The organism is Sphingomonas changbaiensis NBRC 104936 (assembly GCF_000974765.1).
Lineage (GTDB): Bacteria > Pseudomonadota > Alphaproteobacteria > Sphingomonadales > Sphingomonadaceae > Sphingomonas_B > Sphingomonas_B changbaiensis.
On sequence record NZ_BBWU01000046.1, the window covers coordinates 1 to 23,008 of the forward strand.

Consider the following 23,008-nt stretch of genomic DNA (forward strand, 5'->3'; position numbering starts at 1 on the left):
ATCACGCTCGCTACGCTTCGCTCTAGCCCCCTCACCCCGCTCGCTTCGCGAGTCGCCCTCTCCCCAAGGGGAGAGGGTCTAAAAGCTGAACTCGTCGTAGATTCGCCGCAGGTCGCCCGCCCAGGCGCCGTGGTACAGGTCGAGGAGGCGCTGCGCCGGCGGCCTGCCGGTCCGGACGACGTCGTTCAGCGGCTCGAGGAATCCGACCTCGCTGTCGCCGGCGCTGCTGAGCCGGGCGCGGGTGCGCAGGCCCGAGGCGGCAATCTCCAGCACCTCGCCGGCAATGTCGCGGAGCACGCCGCCGCCCGGCAACGGCGCCTCGAGCGCAAGCCGAGGCACGTCGTTGCGGAGCGCCTCGCGCGCGTCCATCGACCAGGGCTTCACCAGGTCCCACGCGGCATCGAGCGCGGTGTTGTCGTAAAGCAGCCCGACCCACAGCGCGGGCAGCGCGCAGATTCGGCTCCAGCGGCCGCCATCGGCCCCGCGCATTTCAAGGAAGGTCTTCAACCGCACTTCGGGAAAGGCTGTCGAAAGATGGTCCGACCAATCGGACAGGCGCGGCTTCTCGCCCGGCAGCGCCGGCAATTCGCCCTTCAGGAAATCGCGGAAGCTCTGGCCCGCGGCATCGATATATTTGCCGTCGCGGAACACGAAATACATCGGCACGTCGAGCGCATAGTCGGCATAGCGTTCGTACCCGAACCCGTCCTCGAACACGAAGGGCAGCATGCCGGTGCGATGCGGATCGGTGTCCGACCAGATATGGCTGCGGTAGGACAGAAAGCCGTTGGGCTTGCCCTCTGTAAACGGGGAGTTGGCGAACAAAGCGGTCGCGAGCGGCTGCAGCGCCAGGCCAACGCGGAACTTCTTCGCCATATCGGCTTCGGATGCGTAATCGAGATTTACCTGAATGGTACAGGTGCGCAGCATCATGTCGAGGCCAAGATTGCCCACCCGCGGCATATGGCGCAGCATGATCGCATAGCGGCCCTTGGGCATGATCGGCAGCTCGGCACGCGTCTTGTCCGGCCACATGCCGAGGCCGAGGAAGCCGAGGCCAAGCTCGTCGCCCACTGCCTTCACCTGTTCCAGGTGACGGCCGGTCTCAGCGCAGGTCTGGTGAAGATTTTCGAGCGGCGCGCCCGACAGCTCGAGCTGACCGGCCGGCTCTAGGCTGATCGTGCCGTCGGGCCCGCGTAGCGCGATGACGTTATCGCCCTCGACGACCGGTTCCCAACCGAAGCGGGTCAGGCCCGAGAGCAGGTCGCGGATGCCGCCCGGTTCGTCATAGGACGGCGCGCGGTGATCGGCGGTGCGATAGACGAATTTCTCGTGCTCGGTGCCGATTCGCCAAGCGTCCCGCGACTTCTCGCCGCTCGCGAAGAGCGTGATCAGCTGGGTGCGATCCTCGATGATCGGATCGTCTTTGCCGGTTTCTTCGCGCGTGCTCATCGGGCGCGCCTTACGAGGAAGGTTCGGAAATGCAACTCCTCCCCGGAACCGAAAGAAATCTAGAAGGCCCAATCGCCCGCGGCGGCCATCCAGATGCTGACCGCGGCGAGCGCGGCGGTTTCGGCGCGGAGAATGCGAGGGCCGAGCGAGACCGCCACCGCCGCTGGACAGGCGCGGATCGCCTCGCGCTCGGCCGGGTCGAAGCCGCCTTCGGGTCCGATCAGGATCGCGGCCGGGCCGGTTCGATCGCGCAGCGCTTCCAGCATCGGCGTGCCGCCTTCCTCGTCGGCGAAGAACAGCGCGCGCTCCGCCGGCCAGTCGCGGAGCAGCGCGTCGAGCGGCACCAGCTCCGCCAGTTCCGGAAGCGCCGTCCGCTCGCACTGCTCGGCCGCCTCGATCATGTGCGCGCGCAGCCGGTCGTAATTCAGTTTGTCGACGACGGCGCGGCGGGTCGCGACCGGCACAAGGCGCGCCACGCCCAGCTCCGACGCCTTTTCCGCAACCCAGTCGATCCGCCCGCGCTTGATCGGCGCGGCGCAGAGCCATAGGTCCGGAACGCCCTCGCGCTCGCGCAAGCGGGCGACGATGCGCACGATCAGGTCGCGCTTGGCCGCCGCGGCGACTTCGCCCAGCCATTCGCCGGTGCGATCGTCGAACAGCTTCACCACCGCGCCGATCTTCACCCGCATAACCGAGAGCAGATAGTGCGCCTGCCCGCCTTCGATGCGCAGCTCCATCCCGTCGGCGAGGGGCTGGTCGATGAACAGGCGCGGCGCGCTGTGCGGCGGCCAGGCGGGGGTGGCGGGCATTCTTGCTCCTTCAGAGCCCCCAATACCGTTCGGGCTGAGCTTGTCGAAGCCCTCCCTTTCCCTTTACCGGCCTTAGAAAGAAGGGAGGGCTTCGACAGGCTCAGCCCGAACGGAGTTTAGATATCATTCCGTCCGACTCAGACGCCCTCCCCGATACCGAGCACCAGCGCCTCGCCCGGTCCGGCGCGCTCAGGCCGTACATCCTGCTCGCCCGGCTCGACCGGCCGATCGGCTGGTGGCTGCTGTTCTGGCCCTGCGCCTGGGGCGTGGCGCTGGCGGGCGGCGCGTTCGACAGCTTCGGCCTGATCTTGTGGATGCTGCTCGGCGCCATCGCGATGCGCGGCGCGGGCTGCGTCTACAACGACATCGTCGACCGCGACCTTGATGCGCAGGTGGAGCGAACGCGCGGGCGGCCGCTCGCCAGCGGCGCGGTGTCGCTCAGGGCCGCTTGGGCGTGGCTGCTGCTGCTGTGCGCGATCGGGTTCGTCGTGCTGCTCCGGCTGCCGCTGCTCGCGCAAGGCGTCGCGGTCGGCAGCCTTGTGTTCGTCGCCGCCTATCCGTTCATGAAGCGGATCACCTGGTGGCCCCAGGCCTGGCTCGGCATCGTGTTCAGCTGGGGAGCGCTGGTCGGCTGGGCCGCCGTCGCGGGTCATGTAAGCCCGCCGATGCTACTGCTTTACGCCGGCAGCATCGCCTGGGTGATCGGCTATGACACCATCTATGCGCTGCAGGACAGGGAGGACGACGCGCTGATCGGCGTCCGCTCGTCGGCATTGCGGCTCGGATCGCATGTGCGCGCCGGGGTCGGCCTCTTCTATCTACTCGCGCTGATCCTCTGGAGCGCCGCGATCTGGTGGGTCCGGCCCGATCCGCTTGCGTTCGTCGCGCTGGTGCCCGCGGCGATCCACCTGGCCTGGCAAGTGATCGCGCTGAGGCCGGAGGACGGCGCCGATGCGCTGACCAAATTCCGGTCGAACCGCTTCGCCGGCCTGCTGGTCTTCCTTGCCTGCGCGACCGTGGGCACTGGCGTCAGTTAGCCCGGACCCCTAAGTGCGACGGCGATGCTTTCCCTCGCCGACGCGCAATCCCGCCTTTCCGACCTGGTCTCCGCCGCGCGCGGCGCCGGCGCCGATGCTGCCGACGCGCTGTATCATGGCGACCGGTCGACCGACGTCCATGTTCGCCTCGGCGCGCTGGAGAATGTCGACCAGTCCGAAGGCGAGGAAATCGGCTTGCGCGTGTTCGTCGGGCAGCGGTCGGCGAGCGTATCCGCGTCCGACCTCGCGCCGGAATCGCTCCGTGCGCTCGCCGCACGCGCGGTCGCGATGGCGCGCGAGGCGCCCGAGGACCGGTTCGCCGGCCTTGCGCCAGAGGATCGGTTACTGTGCGGGCCCGCGCCGGACCTCGATCTTGACGATCATATCGAACCCGCCCCGCCGGCGCTGAAGGACCGCGCGCTCGCGGCCGAAGAAACGGCCCGCGCGGTTGCGGGCGTGACCAACAGCGAAGGCGCAAGCGCGAGCGCCGGCCGCAGCCAGATCGCGCTCGCGACCAGCCACGGCTTCGCCGGCGGCTATGGCGCGAGCGCCCATTCGATCTCGGCGAGCATGCTGGCCGAACGCGACGGGCAGAAGCAGCGCGACGGCGCCTGGCACTGGGTGCGGCATTTGGACGCCCTGGACGATGCCGCGGCGATCGGCCGCCTGGCCGGGGACCGCGCGGTCGCGCGGCTCGGCGCGCGCAAGGTCCAGAGCGGGCCGATGCCGGTCGTGTTCGATCCGCGTGTCGGCGGCACTCTGGTCGGCCATTTGCTGGGCGCGATTGCGGGACCGGCGATCGCGCGACGGACAAGCTTCCTGCTCGAATCGTTCGGCCAGCAGGTCTTTGCCGAAGGCGTAACGATCATCGACGATCCCCATCGCATTCGCGGTCTGCGCTCGCGTCCGTTCGACGGCGAGGGGCTGCCGACAAGTCCGGGCAACCTGATCGATGCCGGCGTGCTGACCGGCTGGATGCTCGACAGCGCCTCGGCCCGGCAGCTTGATCTCCAGCCCACCGGCCATGCTGCGCGCGGCGTCGGCGGCCCGCCCGGCGTGTCGGCAAGCAATGTGCATGTCGCGCCCGGCCCCGTTTCGCGCGACGCGCTGATCGGCGGCATCAAGCGCGGCCTGTATGTGACCGAGCTGATCGGCCAGGGCGTGAACGGCGTCACCGGCGATTACAGCCGCGGCGCTGGCGGCTTCCTGATCGAGGACGGCCAGCTTGCCCATCCGGTCGCCGAGATCACCATCGCCGGCAACCTGAAGGACATGTTTCGGAACCTGAGCGCCGCGAATGACTTGGAGTTTCGCTATGCGGTCAACACGCCCACTGTGCTGGTCGAGGGGATGACGGTCGCCGGTGACTGAGTCCCTTCTGGACGCCGTTGGTGCGATTGCCGCCGAAGTCGGCGCGATGGCGCGTCGGCGCTGGCAGGGGGACTTCAAGCGCTGGGAAAAAGTGCCCGGTCACCCGGTGTGCGAAGTGGATCTGGAGGCCGACGCGCTGCTGCGCGAGCGCTTGGGCAAGCTCGATCCGAATGCCGGTTGGCTCTCCGAAGAGACGGCAGACAGCGCCGAACGACTGCTCGGCACCCGCACCTGGGTCGTCGATCCGATCGACGGCACGCGCGACTTTATCCGCGGCCGCACCGGCTGGGCGGTCTCGGTCGCGCTGGTCGAGGGCGGGCGCGTGCTGCTGGGCGTGCTCGATGCGCCGGCGCGCGGCCAGCAATGGCGCGCAGAAGCGGGTAAGGGCGCCTGGCTGAACGGCAAGCGGCTGCGCGTCCACGACCGCGACGAACTGCCCGGCGCGCGCGTTCCGGCCGACACCTTGCCCAAGACCGATGCCGACCTGATCGGCGTGCCGCGCCCCAACTCGATCGCGCTCAGGATCGCGATGCTCGCGGCAGGAGAGGTCGACCTGGTCGCGACTTTGCGCTGGGGCCGCGAATGGGACATCGCCGCCGCCGTGCTGATCGCCAAGGAAGCCGGCGCCATGGTCACCGACGCGCTCGGCCGGCCGATCCGTTTCAACTCGACCAAGGCGGAAGCGTTCGGCGTGCTCGCCAGCGTGCCGGGCATTCACCAGGCGGCGGTGCAGCGCCTCTGGGCACGGGCGATGAAGGCGAGTGCGCGGTAGCCCCAGAAAATAGGGACAGTCCCTATTTTCGCTTTCCCGTTGAACCAGCTCTGGATTGCCGCCAGTCCCGCGCGATGACCCGGCTCGGCCCCCGTTCCGCCTTGCGCGACTTTCTGGAAAGCGAGGCGTCGGGCGGGATCCTGCTGATCGGGGCTGCTCTGCTGGCGCTGATCGCTGCCAACCTGCCCGCGACGCGCGACGCCTATGCGCTTTTCGTCCATGCCACGACGGGACCTGAGCTGACTCCGAAATTGGGGCCGATGACCGTTCACCTCTGGGTCAATGACGGGCTGATGGCGTTATTCTTCCTGCTCGTCGGGCTCGAGATCAAGCGCGAGGTGATCGACGGCCAGCTCGCCCGCCCCGCCGACCGGCGGCTGCCGATCGTCGCCGCCGCGGCAGGCATGGCGGCGCCGGCCCTGATCTACCTGGCCATCACGGGGGGCACGCCTGGCCTGTCGCACGGCTGGGCGATCCCGGCGGCGACCGACATCGCCTTCGCGATCGGCGTGCTGGCGCTGCTGGGTAGCCGTGCGCCCAGTTCGCTGAAGCTGTTCCTGACGACGGTCGCGATCGTCGACGACATGGGCGCGGTCGCGATCATCGCCGCCGTCTATACCGAGGCGCTGAACCTTGCCGCGCTCGCCGGCGCCGCCGTTGTGCTGGCGGCGATGATCGCGATGAACCGCCTGGGCGTGAAGCGGCTCTGGCCTTACGGCATCGCGTTCGTCGCGCTCTGGTATCTGGTGCTGCTGTCGGGCGTGCACGCGACGATCGCGGGCGTGCTCGCCGCGATGACGATCCCGATCAAGCGGACGCCCGGCGCGCCCGATGCCGAGGATTCGCCGCTGCACCGGCTGGAGCACGCCCTCCATCCCTGGGTCGCCTATGCGATCGTGCCGCTGTTCGGCTTCGTGAATGCCGGGGTCGCGTTCGGCCATTCGCCGCTGTTCGCCCCGCTGCCGCTCGGCATCGTCGCCGGCCTGTTCCTCGGCAAGCAATTGGGCGTGTTCGGCGCGGTCTGGGCAACGGTGCGGCTGGGCTGGACGGCCAAGCCCCCCGGCGCGAGCTGGGCGCAGATCTACGGCGTCGCTTTGCTCTGCGGCATCGGCTTCACGATGAGCCTGTTCATCGGCGGTCTCGCTTTCCGTCGGCCCGAGATGATCGACGAGGCGAAGATCGGGATCCTGTGCGGGTCGCTGCTCTCGGCGCTTGCCGGGTGGCTGGTGCTGCGGTTTGCGGACCGGCGCCGCGTTCCTATCTGAAGCGCGTGCGTCTTTCTGTCCTCGACCAATCGCCGATCCCCGCCGGCGGCACCGCCGCCGATGCCATCCGCAACACGATCGATCTCGCCCGGGCCGCCGAGCGGTTCGGCTATCACCGCTATTGGCTGGCCGAGCATCACGCCTCGCCTGCGCTGGCCGGGGTCGCGCCCGAGGCGCTGATCGGCCCGGTGGCGCTTGCGACGGAGCGCATCCGCGTCGGCTCCGGCGGGATCATGTTGCCGCACTATTCGCCGTTCAAAGTCGCCGAGACCTTCCGCCTGCTGGGGGCGATGGCGCCGGGGCGGATCGACCTGGGCCTGGGCCGCGCTCCCGGAAGCGACCAGCGCACTGCTTATGCCCTTCAGCGTGATCGTTCGAAGCGCATGCTGGTCAACGACTTTCCGGAGCAGGTGGCGGAGCTGCTCGGCTATCTGGAAGGCACGCTTCCGGACGATCACCTGTTCAAACCGCTCGAAGCGACGATGCCGCAGGGCGCGGGCGGGAGCCCGGAGGTGTGGATGCTCGGCAGCTCGACCGACAGCGCGGTCTGGGCCGGACAGATGGGCCTTCCTTACTGCATCGCCGACTTCATCAACTCCGAAGCTCTGCCGCTCGCGAACCTCTATCGCCAGCATTTCACGCCCAGCACGCGCTGCCCCGAACCGCAGCTGACGGTCGCCGTCTGGGCGATCGCGGCCGAGGATCGCGCCGAGGCCGAACGGCTTGCGGCACCTGCACGGATGATGTTCGCGCACCTGGTCCGCGGTTCCCTGATCCCGGTGCCCACGGTCGCGGAGGCCGAAGCCTGGCTCGCGGCCAACCCGCTCCCGCCCGCGCGACGCCGGACGTTGCTCGGGTCCGGCGCGGAGGTGGCCGAGGAAGTGAAGGCGGTTGCCGATCTCTACGGCGCCGGCGAAATGATGCTGGTCAACATCCTCCCCGAACATGCGGCAAGGGTACGGAGCTACGAGCTGGTCGCGCAAGCGATGGGGCTTGCCCGTCATACCCGCGACAGCGGGGATCCCGCTTCTTCTTCGCGGCTTCGCGGCTTCGCGTGAGCAAAATAGGTTCACGCGAAGACGCGAAGGCGCGAAGGAAAAGAAGAGCGGGGTTCCCGCTTCCGCGGGAACGGCAGTAAGGGGACGCCGTGCCCGACCTTCTCGACCTCCTCCATTCCACGTTCGGCTTCAACGACTTCCGGGGCGTCCAGCGGCAAGTGGTGGACCGCGTCATGGCCGGGGATCGCACGCTGGCGGTGATGCCGACCGGGGCCGGCAAGTCGCTCTGCTACCAACTTCCGGCCGTCGCGCTGGAGGGCACCTGCGTCGTCATCTCGCCGCTGATCGCGCTGATGCACGACCAGTTGCGCGCGGCGACCGCGGTCGGCATCCGCGCGGCGACGCTGACCTCCGCCGACGACAATCGCGTCGAGACGATCGAGCGCTTCAAGGCCGGCGATCTCGACCTGCTCTACGTCGCGCCCGAACGCGCCTCGGCCGGCCATTTCCGCGAGCTTCTGTCACGCGCGAAAGTGGCGCTGTTCGCGATCGACGAGGCGCATTGCGTTTCCGAATGGGGGCATGATTTCCGCCCCGACTACCGGCTGCTCAGGCCGCTGCTCGACAGTTTTCCGGACGTGCCCCGGCTGGCGCTGACCGCCACCGCCGATGCGCACACGCGCGACGACATTCTGGTCCAGCTCGGCATTCCGACGGACGGGCTGATCGTCGCCGGCTTCGACCGGCCGAACATCCGCTATGCGATCAGCCCGCGCCAGAACACGACCCAGCAGATAGCGGATTTGCTGCGCGAGCAGCCGGGGCCCGGTATCGTCTATGTCCAGTCGCGGGCGGGGACGGAGAAGCTGGCGGCGCAGATCGCCGCGACCGGCCGCCCGGTGCGCGCCTATCACGCCGGGCTGGAGCCGCAGATCCGCGCCGCAAACCAGGCCGCGTTCGTCGCGTCGGAAGAGATGGTGATGGTTGCGACGGTCGCCTTCGGCATGGGCATCGACAAGCCGGACGTGCGCTTCGTCGCTCATGCCGGCCTGCCCAAGTCGATCGAAGCCTATTACCAGGAAACCGGCCGCGCCGGGCGTGACGGCGAGCCGGCGGTCGCGCACATGTTCTGGGGTGCCGACGATTTCGCCAAGGCGCGGCAGCGGCTGGGCGAGGTGGACGAAATCCGCCTTCCCGGTGAGCGCGCGCGGTTGACGGCGCTGGGAGGCCTGGTCGAAACGCCGAGCTGCCGCCGCGCGCTGCTGCTCCGCTATTTCGGCGAGCATCCGCCCGAAGCGTGCGGCAATTGCGACAATTGCCTCAGTCCGCCTCAGGGCGTGGACGCGACCGAACTGGCCCGGAAATACCTGTCGGCCGTGTTCCGCACCGGCCAGATGTTCGGCGCCGGCTATGTGGAGAGCGTGCTGACCGGCCAGTCGACCGAGCGCAGCCTGATGAACGGCCATGAGGCGCTGTCGGTGTGGGGCATCGTCGACGGCGAGGACTCGGCGCTGCTGAAGCCGGTCGGCCGCGCGTTGCAGCTGCGCGATGCACTGCGGACCAATCCGCATGGCGGACTCGAATTCGGTCCCGCCGCGCGCGCGATCCTGAAAGGCGAGGAACCGGTCTCGCTGATCGTCCCGCCCAAGCGCGAGCGGCGGAATCGCCGGGACTCAGCCCCGAACCCGGTCGGCGATCCGCTGTTCGACGCGCTCCGCACCTGCCGCCGCGAGCTGGCGGAAGAGGCGGGCGTGCCACCGTACGTCGTCTTCCACGATTCGACGCTGCGCGAGATGGCCGCGGCGCGCCCGCAGTCACGTGAGGCGCTGGCGCGGATCACCGGCGTGGGGACACGGAAGCTGGACGCGTACGGAGACGCGTTTCTGGCGGTGTTGAGACAATTCTGAATCCGTTCGCTTCGAGCGAAGTCGAGAAGCGGTGTCTCGACTTCGCTCGACACGAACGGATAAGATGAAGCGTGTTTAGAACCATCGACGAAACCATGCTCGTCTCCCCGCAGATCGGGCCTGACGACCTGGCCGAAGCTGCCGCTCGCGGGGTCCGGGTCGTGATCAACAATCGTCCCGACGACGAGGAAGCGGGCCAGCCCGAGGGCGAGGCGATCAAGGACGCAGCCGAAGCTGCCGGCCTTCGATATGTCGCCATCCCCGTCTCCCATGCCGGCTTCAGCCATGCGCAGGTCGACGCAATGGTGCAGGCACTGGAAGACGCGGAGGGCTCGGTGCTCGCCTATTGCAAGTCGGGTACGCGCTCGACCTACCTGTGGGCGCTGGCGCGGGCGAAGATGGGCGACCATCCGGCGGTGCTGATCGAGAAGGCCGAAGGCGCCGGCTATGACCTCCGCCCGATCCGGCCGATGCTGGACGCGCTGGCGGCACAATGAACTGGACGCTGCTCGCCGGATCGCTTGCCGGCGTGCTCGGGCTGGCACTGATCGCCAAGCTGCTCGGCCTGGGCGGCGCCGAGCTGGCGAGCGAGGAGGAAGCGATGCGGATCGCCGAGGCGGAGCGGCCGGGGTTTGTGGCCGTGTCGGCGGTGCTGGCGGAGGATGGGCAGAGCGCGATCGTGGCTGGCGAAAACGGTGACCAGCTGCGCATAAGGCGCCACGGCGCACAGTTTGTCGCTGCCCCTCTCCCAAAGGGAGAGGGCGACTCGCGGCGGGAGCCGCGAGCGGGGTGAGGGGAAATGTCCTGTCCGGATACGCCCGATCCCCTCACCCGCTCGGCGCTCCCGCGCCGAGTCGACCTCTCCCGATAGGAGAGGTAGGTTGAACCCGTGACCGACCTCCCCAACCCCGTCGATTTCGCCGTCCCCGGCTTCATCGCGCTGGTGCTGGTCGAAATGCTGATCGCGCGGGCGAAGGATCGGCGCCGTTATTGCCCGAAGGATACGCTGACGTCGCTGATGCTCGGCTTCGGATCGTCGATCGTCGGCGCGGTCACCCTGGGCGCGGTCTACGCGATGGCGGTGTGGGTCTGGGGCTTCCGCCTGCTCGACATTCCCTATGCCTGGTGGGTCTGGATTGCCTGCTTCGTGCTGGACGATCTCGCTTATTACGTCTTCCACCGCTCGGCCCACCGCGTGCGCTGGTTCTGGGCGAGCCATGTCATCCACCATTCCAGTCAACACTACAACCTGTCGACGGCGCTCCGTCAGACCTGGACCGGCTTCTTCAGCCTGGCGTTCCTGTTCCGCCTGCCTTTGTTCCTGATCGGCTTTCCGCCGGCGATGGTGTTCTTCTGCGGCGGGCTGAACCTGATCTACCAATTCTGGATTCACACCGAAGTGATCGGCCGCTGCCCGCGCTGGTTCGAGGCAGCGATGAACACGCCCTCGCACCACCGCGTCCACCACGCGACCAACCCGCGCTACCTCGACCGCAATTATGCCGGCGTGTTCATCGTCTGGGACAAGATGTTCGGCAGCTTCACGCCGGAGCTGGACGAGGATCGCCCACGCTATGGGCTGGTGAAAAATCTCGGCCGTTTCAGCGTGTTCTGGGCCGCGTTCCACGAATGGGTCGGCATCGCGAAGGACCTCGCGACTGCCCCCTGGCGGGCCAAGCTCGGCTACGCCTTCGGCCCGCCCGGCTGGAGCCATGACGGCAGCCGCGACACGAGCGAGACGATCCGGGAGAAATGGGCGGGGCGCAACCAAATCCCCCTCCCTGAAAGGGAGGGGCTAGGGGTGGGTATCGGCCGTAGGCCGAGCAAAACTCCGCCTCCGCACGTGTTCGCTGCGCTCGCTACCCACCCCCAACCCCTCCCTAAAAGGGAGGGGAGTCGCTAAGCCGCCAGCACCTGATCCCCCACGAACGGGTTCGTCTTGCGCTCGTGTCCGAACGTCGACATCGGGCCATGCCCCGGCACGAACGCTGTGTCGTCGCCCATTGGCCAGAGCCGCGTCGTGATCGCGTGAATCAGGTCGGCGTGATTGCCCATCGGGAAATCGGTACGCCCGATCGAGCCCTGGAACAGCACGTCGCCGACGATCGCCAGCTTCGATTCCGGGTGATGGAAGACGACGTGGCCCGGCGTGTGGCCGGGGCAGTGGCGCACGTCGAAGGCCAGGTTGCCGACCGTCACCTGATCGCCATCGACGAGCCAGCGGTCGCTTTCGAACGGCTTGCCGTCGATGCCGTAGCTTCGGCCGTCATCCTCCAGCCGGGCGATCCAGAACCGGTCGGCTTCGTGCGGCCCTTCGATCGGCACGCCCAATTCCCTGGCGAGCGTGCCGGCCTGGCCGCAATGATCGATATGGCCGTGGGTCAGCAGGATCTTCTCGATCTCGACCCCGGCCTGGGCCGCCGCCGCCTTCAGCCGCGGCAAGTCGCCGCCGGGATCGACGAACGCGCCCTTGTTGGTCTCGGTGCACCAGATGAGAGTGCAATTCTGCTGCAGCATCGTGACGGGAACGATCGCCGCCTTGAGCGGGGGATTGGCCATGGGCCGGACATGGCGTGCGCCGAAGCGTTCGACAAGCCGCAGAACCGGACGCGCCGTGGCTCGTTCTCCTCTTCGCAAGAAAGGAGAAAAACATGACTGACTATCAAAATACGATGAGCGATGCCGTCGCGACCGACGAGACCGATCGCCTGATCGCCTCCAACAAGGTCGAGGGCACCGCCGTCTATGGCTCGGACGGCGACAAATTGGGCCACGTGTACAACTTCATGGTCGATAAGCGCTCGGGCAAGGTCGAATATGCCGTGCTCGGCTTTGGCGGACTGTTCGGCATGGGCGAGAATTATCACCCGCTGCCGTGGAACACGCTGACCTACGACACCGACAAGGGCGGCTATGTCGTGAACATCAGCAAGGACCGGCTGCAGGGCGGCCCAAGCTATCGTGCCGGCGAAGAGCCGCGCTACGACCGGGACTATGGCCGCCAGATCAATGACTATTACGGCGTGACCGGAACGTATTGAGGTCCCGAAATCCTCCCCTGCAAGGGGAGGATTTGCTTGCCCAAGCGGCCCCGCTCGGCTTCTAGCCGGGCGTGGGTCCGTTCATCCTTCTCGACGACGCGCGATCCGGTGGCCCGGCACGGCTGTTCCGGGATCCGGTGGCAATCGTTCGTGCGGATCGGATCGAGGACGTCGTGCCCGCGCTCGACAGGCTGCGCGGTGAGCATCGCCACGCGGTCGGCTTCATCGCCTATGAAGCGGGATGCGCGCTGGAACCGCGGCTGGCGCCCACATTCCGGCAGCCGGATACGCCCTTGCTATGGTTCGGGCTGTTCGATCGGCGCGAGGAAGTGGATGACGAGGCGTGGCTGCCCAATCCGGCCGGCGGCTGGTGCGGCGCTCCCGAGCCTAAGATTACGCGGGACGATTATGTGGGCCGGCTCGCGCGCGTGCAGGACGCGATCGTCGCGGGCGACATCTACCAGGCGAACCTGACCTTCCCGGCGGCAGTGCCGGTCGCCGGCGATCCGCGCGCGATCTATGCCGGCCTACGCCGCCGCGCACGGGCCAGCCATGGCGCGCTGGTCTGGACGGGGGAGGACTGGTTCCTGTCGCTCTCGCCCGAGCTGTTCTTCACGCTCGAACGCGGCCTGCTCACCGCGCGGCCGATGAAGGGCACCGCGGCACCCGATGCGGACCCGGACCTGCTCCGATCCGACCCGAAGCAGCGCGCCGAGAATCTGATGATCGTCGACCTGCTCCGGAACGACCTCTCCCGTGTCGCCGAACCGAGCAGCGTCGCCGTGCCCGAACTGTTCGCCGTGGAGCGCTATCCGACCGTGCAGCAGATGGTCTCGACCGTCACCGCCCGGCTGGCCCAGGGCCACGACACAATCGACGTGCTGAAGGCGCTGTTTCCATGCGGCTCGATCACCGGCGCGCCGAAGCTCAGGGCAATGGAGATCATCGCTAACGTCGAGACCGCGCCCCGCGGCCTCTACACCGGCGCGATCGGCCACATTAACCCCGATGGCGAAGCCCGCTTTAACGTCGCGATCCGTACGCTGCACTTGAAGCCGGGATGCGGCCGCGCCACTCTGGGGCTGGGATCGGGGATCGTTTCGGATTCGGAACCCGCCGCCGAATGGCGCGAATGTCTGGCGAAGGGAGCCTTTGTGCGTTCGGAACGGCGGTTCGACCTGATCGAGACGATGGGGTTCGATCCTCTTGACGGCCTGCTTCGCCTCGACGCCCATATGGCGCGGATGAAGGCGAGCGCCGCAGCACTGGGCTTTCGCTTCGACCGTCATGCCGCGCGCAACGAGCTGCAGGCCGCAACCTTTCGCTTGCGCGATCGGGCACGGATCCGGCTGCTGGCCTCCCGCGATGGCAATTTCGCGATCGAGGTTCGCCCCTTGGGCGAGCCCGAGCAGCCTGTCGAAGTCGCGCTCGCCCCGCTGCCGGTCGATCCGCAAGACTTCCGGCTGGCGCACAAGACCACCGATCGCGGTTTCTATGACGATGCACGGCGGAAGTCCGGCTGCTTCGAAGTCCTGTTCACCGACCCTGCCGGATTTCTGACCGAAGGCAGCTTCACCAGCATTTTCGTCGAACGTGAGGGCGTGCTGCTGACGCCGCCGCTGAGCCGCGGACTGCTGCCCGGCATCCTGCGCGCCGAGCTGCTGGAGCAGGGCCGGGCAGTCGAGGCCGACCTGCGCGCCGAAGACCTCGCCCACGGCTTCTGCATCGGCAACACCGTCCGCGGCCTGTTGCGAGCGCGCTTGCGTCGGCTATAGCCGCCCCCTGTTCTTCCAAGGGGGATCGTCCATGCCTCGCCTGTCCGCCGCACTCGATCGCATTCACCCATCGCAGACGCTTGCGATGACCGCGCGCGTGGCCGAGTTGAAGCGGCAGGGTGTGGACGTGATCGGCCTGTCCGCCGGCGAGCCCGACTTCGACACGCCCGATTTCGTGAAAGAGGCGGCGATCGCGGCGATCCGCGCCGGCAAGACCAAATATACCGATGTCGGCGGCACGCCCGAGCTGAAGGACGCGATCCGCGCCAAATTTGCGCGCGAGAACGGGCTCGACTACCAGACGAACGAGATCATCGTCGGGGTCGGCGGCAAGCACGTGATTTTCAACGCGATCGTCGCGACCTGCGAGGCCGGCGACGAAGTCGTGATCCCCGCGCCCTATTGGGTCAGCTACCCGGATGTGGTTGCCTTTTCGGGCGCGAAGCCGGTGATCGTCGCCGCCGGCGCCGACCAGGCCTACAAGATCACGCCCGAACAGCTGGATGCCGCGATCACGCCGCGGACCCGGTGGGTCATCCTGAACTCCCCGTCCAATCCCAGCGGCGCCGCTTATTCGGCTGCCGAGCTCAAGGCGCTGGGCGAGGTGCTTCGCCGCCACGAGCATGTGATGCTTTTGAGCGACGACATGTATGAGCATATTTTCTACGCCGATTTCCCGTTCGCCACGATGGCGCAGGTCTGCCCGGACCTGAAGGACCGGATCCTGACCGAGAATGGCTGCTCCAAAGCCTATGCGATGACCGGCTGGCGGATCGGCTATGCCGGCGGGCCGGCCTGGCTGATCAAGGCGATGGCGAAGCTGCAGTCGCAATCGACCTCGAATCCGTGCTCGGTCGCTCAGGCCGCCGCTGTCGCAGCGCTGAGCGGCCCGCAGGCCTTTCTCGCTGAACGGCAGGAGGCGTTCCGCAAGCGCCGCGACCTGGTGGTCGGCATGCTGAACCAGGCGCAGGGCCTCGTATGCCCCACACCGGAAGGGGCGTTCTACGTCTATCCCGACGCGAGCGGCTGCATCGGCAAGACGACGCCTGACGGCAAGCGCATCGAAACCGATGACGATCTGATCAACTATTTCCTCGATCACGCCCGAGTCGCCGCGGTCGCGGGCGCCGCGTTCGGCGTCTCCCCCGCGTTCCGCGTCAGCTACGCCACCTCCGATGACCTGCTGCACGAGGCCTGCACGCGCATCCAGCAGGCCTGCGCGGCGCTTCGATAAGGCGCGTTGATCGTCCATTCCGATATTTTGATCGTCCGGAACTGGCGTGTGACCCTGTTCACAGACAGTCCAGCATCCATCTGGCTACATGCTTCGTAACTGAAGCGAGCCGGCCGCCGAAGAAGCGGCCAAGATGGGAAGAACACGATGCGTGCGATGATCCGCTCCGACCTGTTCCGTAACTTCGTCGGCGGTTTCCTGCTCGGCGCGGCGGCGCTGGTCGCGTTGAGCCCGGCCGACGGCACGGACACGCTGAAGGCCAAGATCGAAGCGATCTACAAGGCGTGACGCAAATGCGTGCGCGCTCCTCTGTCGCGACGATGGCAGCGCTGACCTTCGCCGCCTGGGCGATCGGCGGCGCATCGATCGCGGAGAGCGCCCGAGCGGTCAATGTCCCTGCCCCGAAAGTGACCGCACCGCCCGCCAAGGGCCTGCAGACCGCCGTGCTTGCCGGCGGCTGCTTCTGGGGCATGGAGGGCGTGTTCGAGCATCTGAAGGGCGTGAAGAGCGTCACGTCGGGCTATGCCGGCGGCGATGCGAAGACGGCCAATTACGACGCGGTCTCGACCGAGCGGACCGGCCATGCCGAGGCGGTGCGCATCCAATTCGATCCGTCGCAGATCAGCTACGGCACGCTGCTCCGCGTCTATTTCGCGGTCGCGCACGATCCGACCGAACTGAATCGCCAGGGTCCCGATTCCGGCCCCAGCTATCGATCGACGATCTTCCCGATCGGCGCTGAGCAGGAGCGGGTGGCCCGCGCCTACCTGGCCCAGCTTTCCGCGGCCAAGGCCTATCCGCGCCCGATCGTCACGCGGATCGAGCATGGCGGCTTCTACCCGGCCGAGAGCTATCACCAGAACTTCATGCGCCGGAATCCGAATTATCCGTATATCCGGATCAACGACGCCCCCAAGCTGACGGCGCTGAAGGCCGCCTTCCCGTCGCTGTGGCGGGATGCCTGGGCGGGCTGATCGACGCCCTTATTCGTAAGCGTAGACCAGCCGCAGCGTCTCCATTCGGTCGGCGGTCCGGACACCGACCTTGCCGCCGCCGGTCCACTGGACCGATGCGAGGATCAGCGGTCGGTCGCGCAGGCGCACGATCACCTGCTGCCGCTCGATCAGCGCGACGGGTGTGTCGATGCACAGACCGGATTGCGAGACGTCGCGAATCGTCACCCTGACGGAGCGCGGCGCGATCGCGATGCGTCCATGCAGTTCGACGTCATGACGCCGCGAGCGCGGCTGGTGCGTGGGCAGGAAGCCCGGATCGAGTTCGTTCTCGTACCCAAGGATGCCGAGCGCATCCTCCATGTCGAGCCCGAACCGGCGGCCCTTCACCCAGCGCACCGTGCCCATATGGAACTTGTTGCCTTCGACGCTGAACAGCAGCGGTGCATCGACTTCCAGCGGCGTGTCGCTCTCGCCCGCAAGCCCGGTCCGGGAGATGTTCGTGACGACCAGCGCCGCATAGCCCTCGACCGGGAAAGCGTCGCCCTTCAACAGGACCTTGCTGCGCGGCTCAACGCGGCGGTCCTCCCACTCATCGGCTTCCTCGGCCATTCCGAAAAACGATTTCAAACGCAACGCAACCATGACCTGCCCCTTGCTCGCGGAGGACAATGTCGCTCCGCTGACTCGATGCATCCCGACAATACGGGCTGGGGCGACAATCGGATGGGGGGCTTAAAGTTCGGCCGAAAACGCCGATGGTAGAATCACGGTAAAGGCGGAACTCGATATCACAGGTTAGCTTAAGGTTCGGCTGAGTTGAGGTCGACTGTTCCGTTCCGAGACAGTCGCGCCGCACGTTCCGCCTTGCCGGAACCGAGCTTTCGCCGGCAGGTTTGCGATCCGAACACAAAAGAGGTCGCAAGGGATGCTGAAGGGATTGTTGCGGGGCGCCGGATTCAAACGATCGATCGTCCGCGCGCGACCTCGGCCACTCCCCGACGTCATTTATCTCGGCTATGATGACCGGGAAAATGTCGGCAGCATGCGCTCGACGCTGATTGCCCGGCTGGAACGAGGCGCGCTCGAAACACTCTGACGCGCATAGCGGTCGCGACGCTGCGCTTGCCGTTGTCTCCCGGATCAGGCAGCCTGCGGACGATCCGGGGAGAGTCCGATGCAGCAGCTGAGCGGGCAGGACGCGAGCTTCGTCTATCTGGAAACGCCGCACACGCCGATGCACATCGGCTCGGTCGGCATCTACGATCCCTCGACCGCGCCGGGCGGGTTCGTGCGGTTCAAGGACATTCTCGATTTCGTCGGCTCGCGACTGGGCGGCGCGCGGAGCTTCCGCCAGCGTCTGGTGCGGCTGCCGCTCGATCTCGACCACCCCTATTGGATCGAGGATCCTGCGTTCGATATCGAGTTCCACATCCGCCACATCGCGCTGCCGGCGCCCGGCGACTGGCGGCAGCTCTGCATCCAGGTGGCGCGGCTGCATTCGCGCCCGCTCGACCTGTCCAAGCCCTTGTGGGAATTCACGATCATCGAGGGCCTGGACAATATCGAGGGGCTGCCCAAGGGCTGCTTCGCGCTGCTCGCCAAGGTGCATCATGCGGCGATCGACGGCATGTCAGGCGTCGAGCTGTCCGCCGCGATCCACGACCTCTCGCCCGACAAGCCGAACCGGATCGCGAACGACGACTGGGCAGCGGACGACCTGCCGGGCGTCGCGGACCTGCTGGTCAAGAGCTATTTCAACGCGCTGCGCAAGCCGCTGCAATATGCGGAAACGATGGCGCGGGCCGTGCCGGGCCTGGCACGGCTGAGCCAAAGCGTATCCAAAGGCGATGTCAGCCTGGCGAACCAGAAGCTTGCGCCGAAAACGCGGCTGAACGGCAAGGTCGGCCCGCACCGCGTGTTCGATGCCGTGCCGATGCCGCTCGCCGATATCCGCGCGATCAAGGACGCGGTGCCCGGCGCGACGGTCAACGACGTGATTCTGGCGATCGTGGGCGGCGGCCTGCGCCACTATCTTCAGGGACTGGGGGAGCTGCCGGCGGAGACGATGACGGCGATGGCGCCGATTTCGGTTCGCGCGGAGGGAGAGAAAGCTGCGCTCGGCAATCTGGTCTCGGCCATGGTGGTCGGGCTCGGCACCCATATCGGCGATCCGATCGAGCGTCTGCGCTATGTGCACGGCGAAGCGGTCAACTCCAAGGCGCTGACCAATGCGGTCGGCGCGCGCACGCTGACCGACTTTTCGCAATTCATGCCGGCCGGCCTCTCGGGAATAGCCGCCCGGCTCTACACGCGGCTCGGGGCCGCCAACGCGCATGCGCCGGTGTTCAACACGGTCGTGACGAACGTGCCCGGAAGCCGCGTGCCGCTGTATTTCGCCGGCGCAAGGATGGTCGCGATGTATGGGCTCGCGCCGGTGTTCGATTCGATGGGGCTGATCAACACCATCTATTCCTATGTCGACACGATCGCGATCAGCTTCACCGCCGATCGCGAGATGATGCCTGATCCGGCTGCCTATGCGGACGGGCTGCGCAAGGCGTATGAGGAGCTGAAGGCCGCCGCCGTGCCTGCGGCGAAGCCGAAGAAAGGAGCGAAGCAGCATGCTTGAACCCGACAAGCTGAAAGCCGCCGGCGAGGCGGTCAAGGAAGGCGCGACCAAGGCGGCCGAGAACAGCGCCGCCCTCAGCATGAAGGTAATCGACCATGCCGAGGAAAATACGCGCCAGGCGTTCGCCGCCCTGCGCGCGGCGGCAAAGGCCGGCGGCATCACCGACCTGATGAAGGTCCAGTCCGACTATGTTCGCGACCAGGGCACGCGCAGCATGGCCCAGGTGCGGGAGATCGGCGAGATGATCGCCAGCTTCGGCCGCGAGGCGATGTCCGGCCTGTCGGGCAAGAAGGACGAGCCCAAAGCTTGACTTGAAAGGGGTCGCGGTTAGGCCCGCGCGCATGCCCGTCGTCCGCATTGTTCCCAAACGCTTCGAGGATCCGCGCGGCTGGTTTTCCGAAACCTGGCAGCGCGACCGTTTCGAGGCGGCCGGCATCCGGGGCGAATGGGTACAGGACAACCAATCCTATTCGCGTCCCGCCGGAACGCTGCGCGGCATTCATTTCCAGACACCGCCGCACGCCCAGGCCAAGCTGGTGCGGTGTCTGCGGGGCCGGGTCTGGGACGTCGCCGTCGATCTGCGCGCCGGCTCGCCGACCTACGGCCAGTGGGTGGCGGCCGAGCTCAGCGCTGCACGCGGCGAGCAGCTCTACATCCCGGCGGGCTTCGGTCATGGCTTCCTGACGCTCGAGCCGGAAACGGAGATCGCCTACAAGGTCGATGCCTTCTACGCGCCCGATTGCGACGCGGGCATCGCCTGGAACGACCCCGATCTCGGCATTTCCTGGCCTCTGCCCGGCGCTGCGCCGGAACTGTCGGACAAGGATGCCCGGCTGCCGTCTTTCAAGGAATTCGTCAGTCCTTTCGGCTATGACGGCCGGCCGCTCGAACTTGTGGACGCATAATGGCTCGAATCCTCGTCACCGGCGGCGCCGGATTCATCGGCTCGGCGCTGGTCCGCCACCTGATCGCGAACACCGATCACGAGGTGCTGAACGTCGACGCGCTCACCTATGCGGGCAACCTGTCGTCGCTCGATCCAGTGCGGAACAGCAACCGCTACCGTTTCGCCAAGGCGGACGTCTGCGACCGCGACCGGATCGCTGCCCTGATCGCCGAATTCCGGCCCGAGGTGATCACGCACCTCGCCGCCGAAAGCCATGTCGACCGGTCGATCGACGGGCCGGCGGCGTTCATCGAAACCAACCTGGTCGGCACCTTCACGATGCTGTCCGCCGCGCTCGATTATTGGCGTGCGCTGGAAGGCGAGGAGAAGGAGCGGTTCCGATTCCATCACATCTCCACCGATGAAGTGTTCGGCGCGTTGGGCGGCGAAGGCTATTTCACCGAAGAGACGCCCTACGACCCGCGCTCGCCCTATTCGGCTTCGAAGGCGGGATCCGACCATCTCGTCTCCGCCTGGCATCACACCTACGGCCTGCCGGTGCTGATCACGAACTGCTCGAATAATTACGGGCCTTACCACTTCCCTGAAAAGCTGATTCCGCTGATGATCATCAAGTGCCTCGCGGGAGAGGCGCTGCCGGTCTACGGCAAGGGCGCAAACGTGCGCGACTGGCTGTACGTCGACGATCATGTGCGCGCGCTGACGACCGTCTTCGAAAAGGGCACGCCCGGCGAAAGCTATATGGTCGGCGGCCGTTCGGAACGGACCAACCTCGCCGTCGTCGAGACGATCTGCGAGACGCTCGACCACATCCGCCCGCGCGACGACGGCAAGAGCTATCGCGACCAGATCAGCTTCGTCGCCGACCGCCCCGGCCACGACTTCCGCTATGCGATCGACGCGTCCAAGCTGGAGCGGGAGCTCGGCTGGCACCGCCAAGAAAGCTTCGAGACCGGCATCGCCAAGACCATCCGCTGGTATCTAGACAACGAAGCCTGGTGGCGGCCGATCCTTGCCCGCACCTATTCGGGCGAGCGGCTGGGGCTGAAAACGGCTTGAGGCCGATCCTCGTCACCGGCGGCACCGGCCAGGTCGGGACCGCGCTGCGGCAGCTTGGCTCCAGGTTCGGCGTCGAGATCGTCGCGCCTGGGCGTGAAGAGCTGGACCTGACCAGCCCGGCGTCCATCGAGGCCGCGATCGGCAGCCGCGAGTGGAGCGCCGTCCTCAACTGCGCCGCCTATACTGCGGTCGACAAGGCTGAGAGCGACGCAGAGGGGGCCTATGCGGTCAACGCCGTCGCGCCCGAGCTGCTGGCGCTCGCGACTGGCGCGCGGGGGCTGCGGCTGCTGCAGGTCTCGACGGACTATGTGTTCGACGGCTCGAAGTCCGACTTTTACATCGAGGATGATCCGGTCGCGCCGCTCGGCGTCTATGGCGCCTCGAAGGAAGCGGGAGAGCGCGGCGTGCGCGGCGCGAACCCCGATCACATCATCCTGCGCACCGCATGGGTGGTGAGCCCCTGGGGTCATAATTTCGTGAAGACGATGCTGCGGCTGGGTGCCGAGCGAAAGCAGCTTCGCGTCGTTGCCGACCAGCGCGGCTGCCCGACCTCCGCCATCGACATCGCCGATGCGCTGCTGACGATCGCGACCGAGCGTGGACCCGCCGGCACCTATCACTTCGTCAACGCCGGCGAAGCGAGCTGGTGCGAACTGGCGCGCTTCGTTTTCGACCGCGCCGGCATGGATGTCGACGTGGAAGCGATCACGACAGACGACTATCCCACCCCGGCGAAACGGCCCGCCAATTCGCGGCTGTCCACCGATAAGCTGCAAGCAACATTCGGCATCCGCCCGCGTCCGTGGCAGGATGCGGTCGGCGAGGTCGTCGACACACTTATGGGGGCTTGAGTGAAGGGCATTATCCTGGCCGGCGGCTCCGGCACGCGGCTGCATCCGGCGACGCTGGCGATCAACAAGCAGCTGCTGCCGGTCTACGACAAGCCGATGATCTATTACCCGACCTCCGCCCTGATGATGGCGGGGATCCGGGAGATCCTGATCATCTCCAGCCCCGAATATCTCGACAACTACAAGCGCCTGTTCGGCACGGGCGAGCAATTCGGCCTGTCGATCGATTATGCCGTCCAGCCCCGGCCCGAGGGCCTGGCCCAGGCTTTCGTGATCGGCCGCGATTTCCTGGCCGCCGGCCCCGGCGCGCTGGTGCTGGGCGACAACATCTTCTTCGGCGCCGGCCTGGGCAATCTGATGCAAAACGCCCGCGCACGAACCAGGGGCGCGACCGTCTTCGCCTATCATGTCGAGGACCCCACGGCCTATGGCGTGGTCGAGCTGGACGGCGAGGGCCGCGCGCTGAGCATCGAGGAAAAGCCGAAGGCGCCCAAGTCGAGCTGGGCCGTCACCGGCCTCTATTTCTACGACGAGCGCGTCACCGACTTCGCCGCCCAGGTGAAGCCCTCCGCGCGCGGCGAGCTCGAGATCACCGACCTCAACCGCATGTACATGGACGCGGGCGAGCTCTACGTCGAACGGATGGGCCGCGGCTTTGCCTGGCTCGACACCGGCACCCACGACAGCCTGCTGGAGGCGAGCGAGTTCGTCCGCACGCTGCAGAAACGCCAGGGTGTCCAGATCGCCAGCCTCGAGGAAATCGCGTTCCACAATGGCTGGATCAGCGCGGATGCCCTGCGCGAACGCGGGCAGCTGTTCGAGAAAACGGCCTATGGCCGCGCACTAATCGAGCTGGCGGACGGGCGCGGCTGACTTGCCCCTCTCCCCTGCGGGGAGAGGCGACTCGCGCGAAGCGCGAGCGGGGTGAGGGGGCTCGGCGCTCGC

The 23,008-nt window shown here is 67.1% G+C and carries 25 protein-coding genes; 21 read left to right on the plus strand and 4 right to left on the minus strand.

What is annotated here, in order from left to right; all coding sequences use genetic code 11:
• Positions 1-78 precede the first annotated feature (78 nt).
• Positions 79-1,452, minus strand: a complete 1,374-nt coding sequence (locus SCH01S_RS12205; protein ID WP_046349099.1) for a glutamate--cysteine ligase — start codon at positions 1,450-1,452, stop codon at positions 79-81.
• A 59-nt stretch (positions 1,453-1,511) separates the two neighbouring features.
• The gene (locus SCH01S_RS12210; RefSeq protein ID WP_046349100.1) at positions 1,512-2,261 is read right to left on the minus strand and encodes a 16S rRNA (uracil(1498)-N(3))-methyltransferase; all 750 of its coding nucleotides are present in this window, start codon (positions 2,259-2,261) and stop codon (positions 1,512-1,514) included.
• A 122-nt stretch (positions 2,262-2,383) separates the two neighbouring features.
• Between SCH01S_RS12210 and ubiA the strand changes: the two genes are divergently transcribed.
• The 9 genes from ubiA (at position 2,384) to SCH01S_RS12255 (ending at position 11,514) form a co-directional block, all read left to right on the plus strand.
• Entirely contained in the window at positions 2,384-3,298 is a 915-nt protein-coding gene (ubiA, locus tag SCH01S_RS12215; RefSeq protein ID WP_046349101.1) for a 4-hydroxybenzoate octaprenyltransferase, read from the plus strand.
• A gap of 24 nt (positions 3,299-3,322) precedes the next feature.
• The gene (locus SCH01S_RS12220; RefSeq protein ID WP_046349102.1) at positions 3,323-4,669 is read left to right on the plus strand and encodes a TldD/PmbA family protein; all 1,347 of its coding nucleotides are present in this window, start codon (positions 3,323-3,325) and stop codon (positions 4,667-4,669) included.
• Positions 4,662-5,441 carry an inositol monophosphatase family protein gene (locus SCH01S_RS12225; RefSeq protein WP_046349103.1) on the plus strand — a complete coding sequence of 260 codons (780 nt, stop codon included), beginning with the start codon at positions 4,662-4,664 and terminating at the stop codon, positions 5,439-5,441. Before SCH01S_RS12220 ends, SCH01S_RS12225 begins: the two co-directional genes overlap by 8 nt.
• Before the next feature lie 74 nt (positions 5,442-5,515).
• Positions 5,516-6,706 carry a Na+/H+ antiporter NhaA gene (gene nhaA, locus SCH01S_RS12230; RefSeq protein WP_046349104.1) on the plus strand — a complete coding sequence of 397 codons (1,191 nt, stop codon included), beginning with the start codon at positions 5,516-5,518 and terminating at the stop codon, positions 6,704-6,706.
• 5 nt (positions 6,707-6,711) lie between these two features.
• Positions 6,712-7,764, plus strand: a complete 1,053-nt coding sequence (locus SCH01S_RS12235) for an LLM class flavin-dependent oxidoreductase (RefSeq protein ID WP_046349105.1) — start codon at positions 6,712-6,714, stop codon at positions 7,762-7,764.
• 89 nt (positions 7,765-7,853) lie between these two features.
• Entirely contained in the window at positions 7,854-9,611 is a 1,758-nt protein-coding gene (gene recQ / locus SCH01S_RS12240) for a DNA helicase RecQ (protein ID WP_046349106.1), read from the plus strand.
• Between the two features lie 71 nt (positions 9,612-9,682).
• On the plus strand, positions 9,683-10,108 hold the full coding sequence (locus SCH01S_RS12245; RefSeq protein WP_046349107.1) for a protein tyrosine phosphatase family protein: 426 nt from the start codon (positions 9,683-9,685) through the stop codon (positions 10,106-10,108).
• Positions 10,105-10,404, plus strand: coding sequence for a hypothetical protein (locus tag SCH01S_RS12250; protein WP_052733926.1), 300 nt, complete (start codon positions 10,105-10,107; stop codon positions 10,402-10,404). Before SCH01S_RS12245 ends, SCH01S_RS12250 begins: the two co-directional genes overlap by 4 nt.
• Before the next feature lie 96 nt (positions 10,405-10,500).
• Positions 10,501-11,514 (plus strand): sterol desaturase family protein, encoded by a 1,014-nt coding sequence (locus tag SCH01S_RS12255; protein WP_245612255.1) that lies wholly within the window; start codon positions 10,501-10,503, stop codon positions 11,512-11,514.
• On the opposite strand, the gene SCH01S_RS12260 is transcribed toward SCH01S_RS12255, so the two are convergent.
• A complete protein-coding gene (locus tag SCH01S_RS12260) occupies positions 11,511-12,170 on the minus strand; it encodes an MBL fold metallo-hydrolase (RefSeq protein WP_046349108.1) in 660 nt (219 codons plus the stop codon). The genes SCH01S_RS12255 and SCH01S_RS12260 overlap by 4 nt on opposite strands.
• 92 nt (positions 12,171-12,262) lie before the next feature.
• On the opposite strand from SCH01S_RS12260, the gene SCH01S_RS12265 reads away from it, so the two are divergent.
• The 5 genes from SCH01S_RS12265 to msrA all read left to right on the plus strand — a co-directional run bounded on the left by SCH01S_RS12265 (position 12,263) and on the right by msrA (position 16,635).
• Positions 12,263-12,652 (plus strand): PRC-barrel domain-containing protein, encoded by a 390-nt coding sequence (locus tag SCH01S_RS12265; protein ID WP_046349109.1) that lies wholly within the window; start codon positions 12,263-12,265, stop codon positions 12,650-12,652.
• 71 nt (positions 12,653-12,723) lie between these two features.
• On the plus strand, positions 12,724-14,427 hold the full coding sequence (pabB, locus tag SCH01S_RS12270) for an aminodeoxychorismate synthase component I (protein ID WP_046349110.1): 1,704 nt from the start codon (positions 12,724-12,726) through the stop codon (positions 14,425-14,427).
• Between the two features lie 31 nt (positions 14,428-14,458).
• Positions 14,459-15,661, plus strand: a complete 1,203-nt coding sequence (locus SCH01S_RS12275; RefSeq protein ID WP_046349111.1) for a pyridoxal phosphate-dependent aminotransferase — start codon at positions 14,459-14,461, stop codon at positions 15,659-15,661.
• 147 nt (positions 15,662-15,808) lie between these two features.
• Entirely contained in the window at positions 15,809-15,949 is a 141-nt protein-coding gene (locus SCH01S_RS16810) for a hypothetical protein (RefSeq protein ID WP_169746392.1), read from the plus strand.
• A 5-nt stretch (positions 15,950-15,954) separates the two neighbouring features.
• Entirely contained in the window at positions 15,955-16,635 is a 681-nt protein-coding gene (gene msrA, locus SCH01S_RS12280) for a peptide-methionine (S)-S-oxide reductase MsrA (RefSeq protein ID WP_046349112.1), read from the plus strand.
• Positions 16,636-16,644: 9 nt separating this feature from the next.
• On the opposite strand, the gene SCH01S_RS12285 is transcribed toward msrA, so the two are convergent.
• Positions 16,645-17,226: a PilZ domain-containing protein gene (locus tag SCH01S_RS12285; RefSeq protein ID WP_046349113.1), complete on the minus strand. Its 582-nt coding sequence runs from the start codon at positions 17,224-17,226 to the stop codon at positions 16,645-16,647.
• A 316-nt stretch (positions 17,227-17,542) separates the two neighbouring features.
• Between SCH01S_RS12285 and SCH01S_RS16540 the strand changes: the two genes are divergently transcribed.
• The 7 genes from SCH01S_RS16540 (at position 17,543) to rfbA (ending at position 22,936) form a co-directional block, all read left to right on the plus strand.
• Positions 17,543-17,713, plus strand: coding sequence for a hypothetical protein (locus tag SCH01S_RS16540; protein ID WP_157032917.1), 171 nt, complete (start codon positions 17,543-17,545; stop codon positions 17,711-17,713).
• Positions 17,714-17,791: 78 nt separating this feature from the next.
• On the plus strand, positions 17,792-19,246 hold the full coding sequence (locus SCH01S_RS12290; protein ID WP_046349114.1) for a WS/DGAT/MGAT family O-acyltransferase: 1,455 nt from the start codon (positions 17,792-17,794) through the stop codon (positions 19,244-19,246).
• Positions 19,239-19,556, plus strand: coding sequence for a phasin family protein (locus SCH01S_RS12295; protein ID WP_046349115.1), 318 nt, complete (start codon positions 19,239-19,241; stop codon positions 19,554-19,556). The genes SCH01S_RS12290 and SCH01S_RS12295 overlap by 8 nt, the downstream gene beginning before the upstream one ends.
• Positions 19,557-19,587: 31 nt before the next feature.
• On the plus strand, positions 19,588-20,151 hold the full coding sequence (rfbC, locus tag SCH01S_RS12300) for a dTDP-4-dehydrorhamnose 3,5-epimerase (RefSeq protein ID WP_046349116.1): 564 nt from the start codon (positions 19,588-19,590) through the stop codon (positions 20,149-20,151).
• On the plus strand, positions 20,151-21,212 hold the full coding sequence (gene rfbB, locus SCH01S_RS12305) for a dTDP-glucose 4,6-dehydratase (protein WP_046349117.1): 1,062 nt from the start codon (positions 20,151-20,153) through the stop codon (positions 21,210-21,212). Before rfbC ends, rfbB begins: the two co-directional genes overlap by 1 nt.
• On the plus strand, positions 21,209-22,063 hold the full coding sequence (gene rfbD, locus SCH01S_RS12310) for a dTDP-4-dehydrorhamnose reductase (RefSeq protein ID WP_046349118.1): 855 nt from the start codon (positions 21,209-21,211) through the stop codon (positions 22,061-22,063). Before rfbB ends, rfbD begins: the two co-directional genes overlap by 4 nt.
• On the plus strand, positions 22,064-22,936 hold the full coding sequence (gene rfbA, locus SCH01S_RS12315; RefSeq protein ID WP_046349119.1) for a glucose-1-phosphate thymidylyltransferase RfbA: 873 nt from the start codon (positions 22,064-22,066) through the stop codon (positions 22,934-22,936).
• Positions 22,937-23,008 lie beyond the last annotated feature (72 nt).

Excerpts from the sequence above, each read along its gene's own strand:
- SCH01S_RS12205 (WP_046349099.1), bottom strand. The coding sequence starts at position 1,452 with ATGAGCACGCGCGAAGAAACCGGCAAAGACGATCCGATCATCGAGGAT.
- SCH01S_RS12210 (WP_046349100.1), bottom strand. The coding sequence starts at position 2,261 with ATGCCCGCCACCCCCGCCTGGCCGCCGCACAGCGCGCCGCGCCTGTTC.
- SCH01S_RS12220 (WP_046349102.1), top strand. The coding sequence starts at position 3,323 with ATGCTTTCCCTCGCCGACGCGCAATCCCGCCTTTCCGACCTGGTCTCC.
- nhaA (WP_046349104.1), top strand. The coding sequence starts at position 5,516 with ATGACCCGGCTCGGCCCCCGTTCCGCCTTGCGCGACTTTCTGGAAAGC.
- SCH01S_RS12250 (WP_052733926.1), top strand. The coding sequence starts at position 10,105 with ATGAACTGGACGCTGCTCGCCGGATCGCTTGCCGGCGTGCTCGGGCTG.
- SCH01S_RS12260 (WP_046349108.1), bottom strand. The coding sequence starts at position 12,170 with ATGGCCAATCCCCCGCTCAAGGCGGCGATCGTTCCCGTCACGATGCTG.
- SCH01S_RS12265 (WP_046349109.1), top strand. The coding sequence starts at position 12,263 with ATGACTGACTATCAAAATACGATGAGCGATGCCGTCGCGACCGACGAG.
- SCH01S_RS12275 (WP_046349111.1), top strand. The coding sequence starts at position 14,459 with ATGCCTCGCCTGTCCGCCGCACTCGATCGCATTCACCCATCGCAGACG.
- SCH01S_RS16810 (WP_169746392.1), top strand. The coding sequence starts at position 15,809 with ATGCGTGCGATGATCCGCTCCGACCTGTTCCGTAACTTCGTCGGCGGT.
- msrA (WP_046349112.1), top strand. The coding sequence starts at position 15,955 with ATGCGTGCGCGCTCCTCTGTCGCGACGATGGCAGCGCTGACCTTCGCC.
- SCH01S_RS12285 (WP_046349113.1), bottom strand. The coding sequence starts at position 17,226 with ATGGCCGAGGAAGCCGATGAGTGGGAGGACCGCCGCGTTGAGCCGCGC.
- SCH01S_RS16540 (WP_157032917.1), top strand. The coding sequence starts at position 17,543 with ATGCTGAAGGGATTGTTGCGGGGCGCCGGATTCAAACGATCGATCGTC.
- SCH01S_RS12290 (WP_046349114.1), top strand. The coding sequence starts at position 17,792 with ATGCAGCAGCTGAGCGGGCAGGACGCGAGCTTCGTCTATCTGGAAACG.
- SCH01S_RS12295 (WP_046349115.1), top strand. The coding sequence starts at position 19,239 with ATGCTTGAACCCGACAAGCTGAAAGCCGCCGGCGAGGCGGTCAAGGAA.
- rfbC (WP_046349116.1), top strand. The coding sequence starts at position 19,588 with ATGCCCGTCGTCCGCATTGTTCCCAAACGCTTCGAGGATCCGCGCGGC.
- rfbB (WP_046349117.1), top strand. The coding sequence starts at position 20,151 with ATGGCTCGAATCCTCGTCACCGGCGGCGCCGGATTCATCGGCTCGGCG.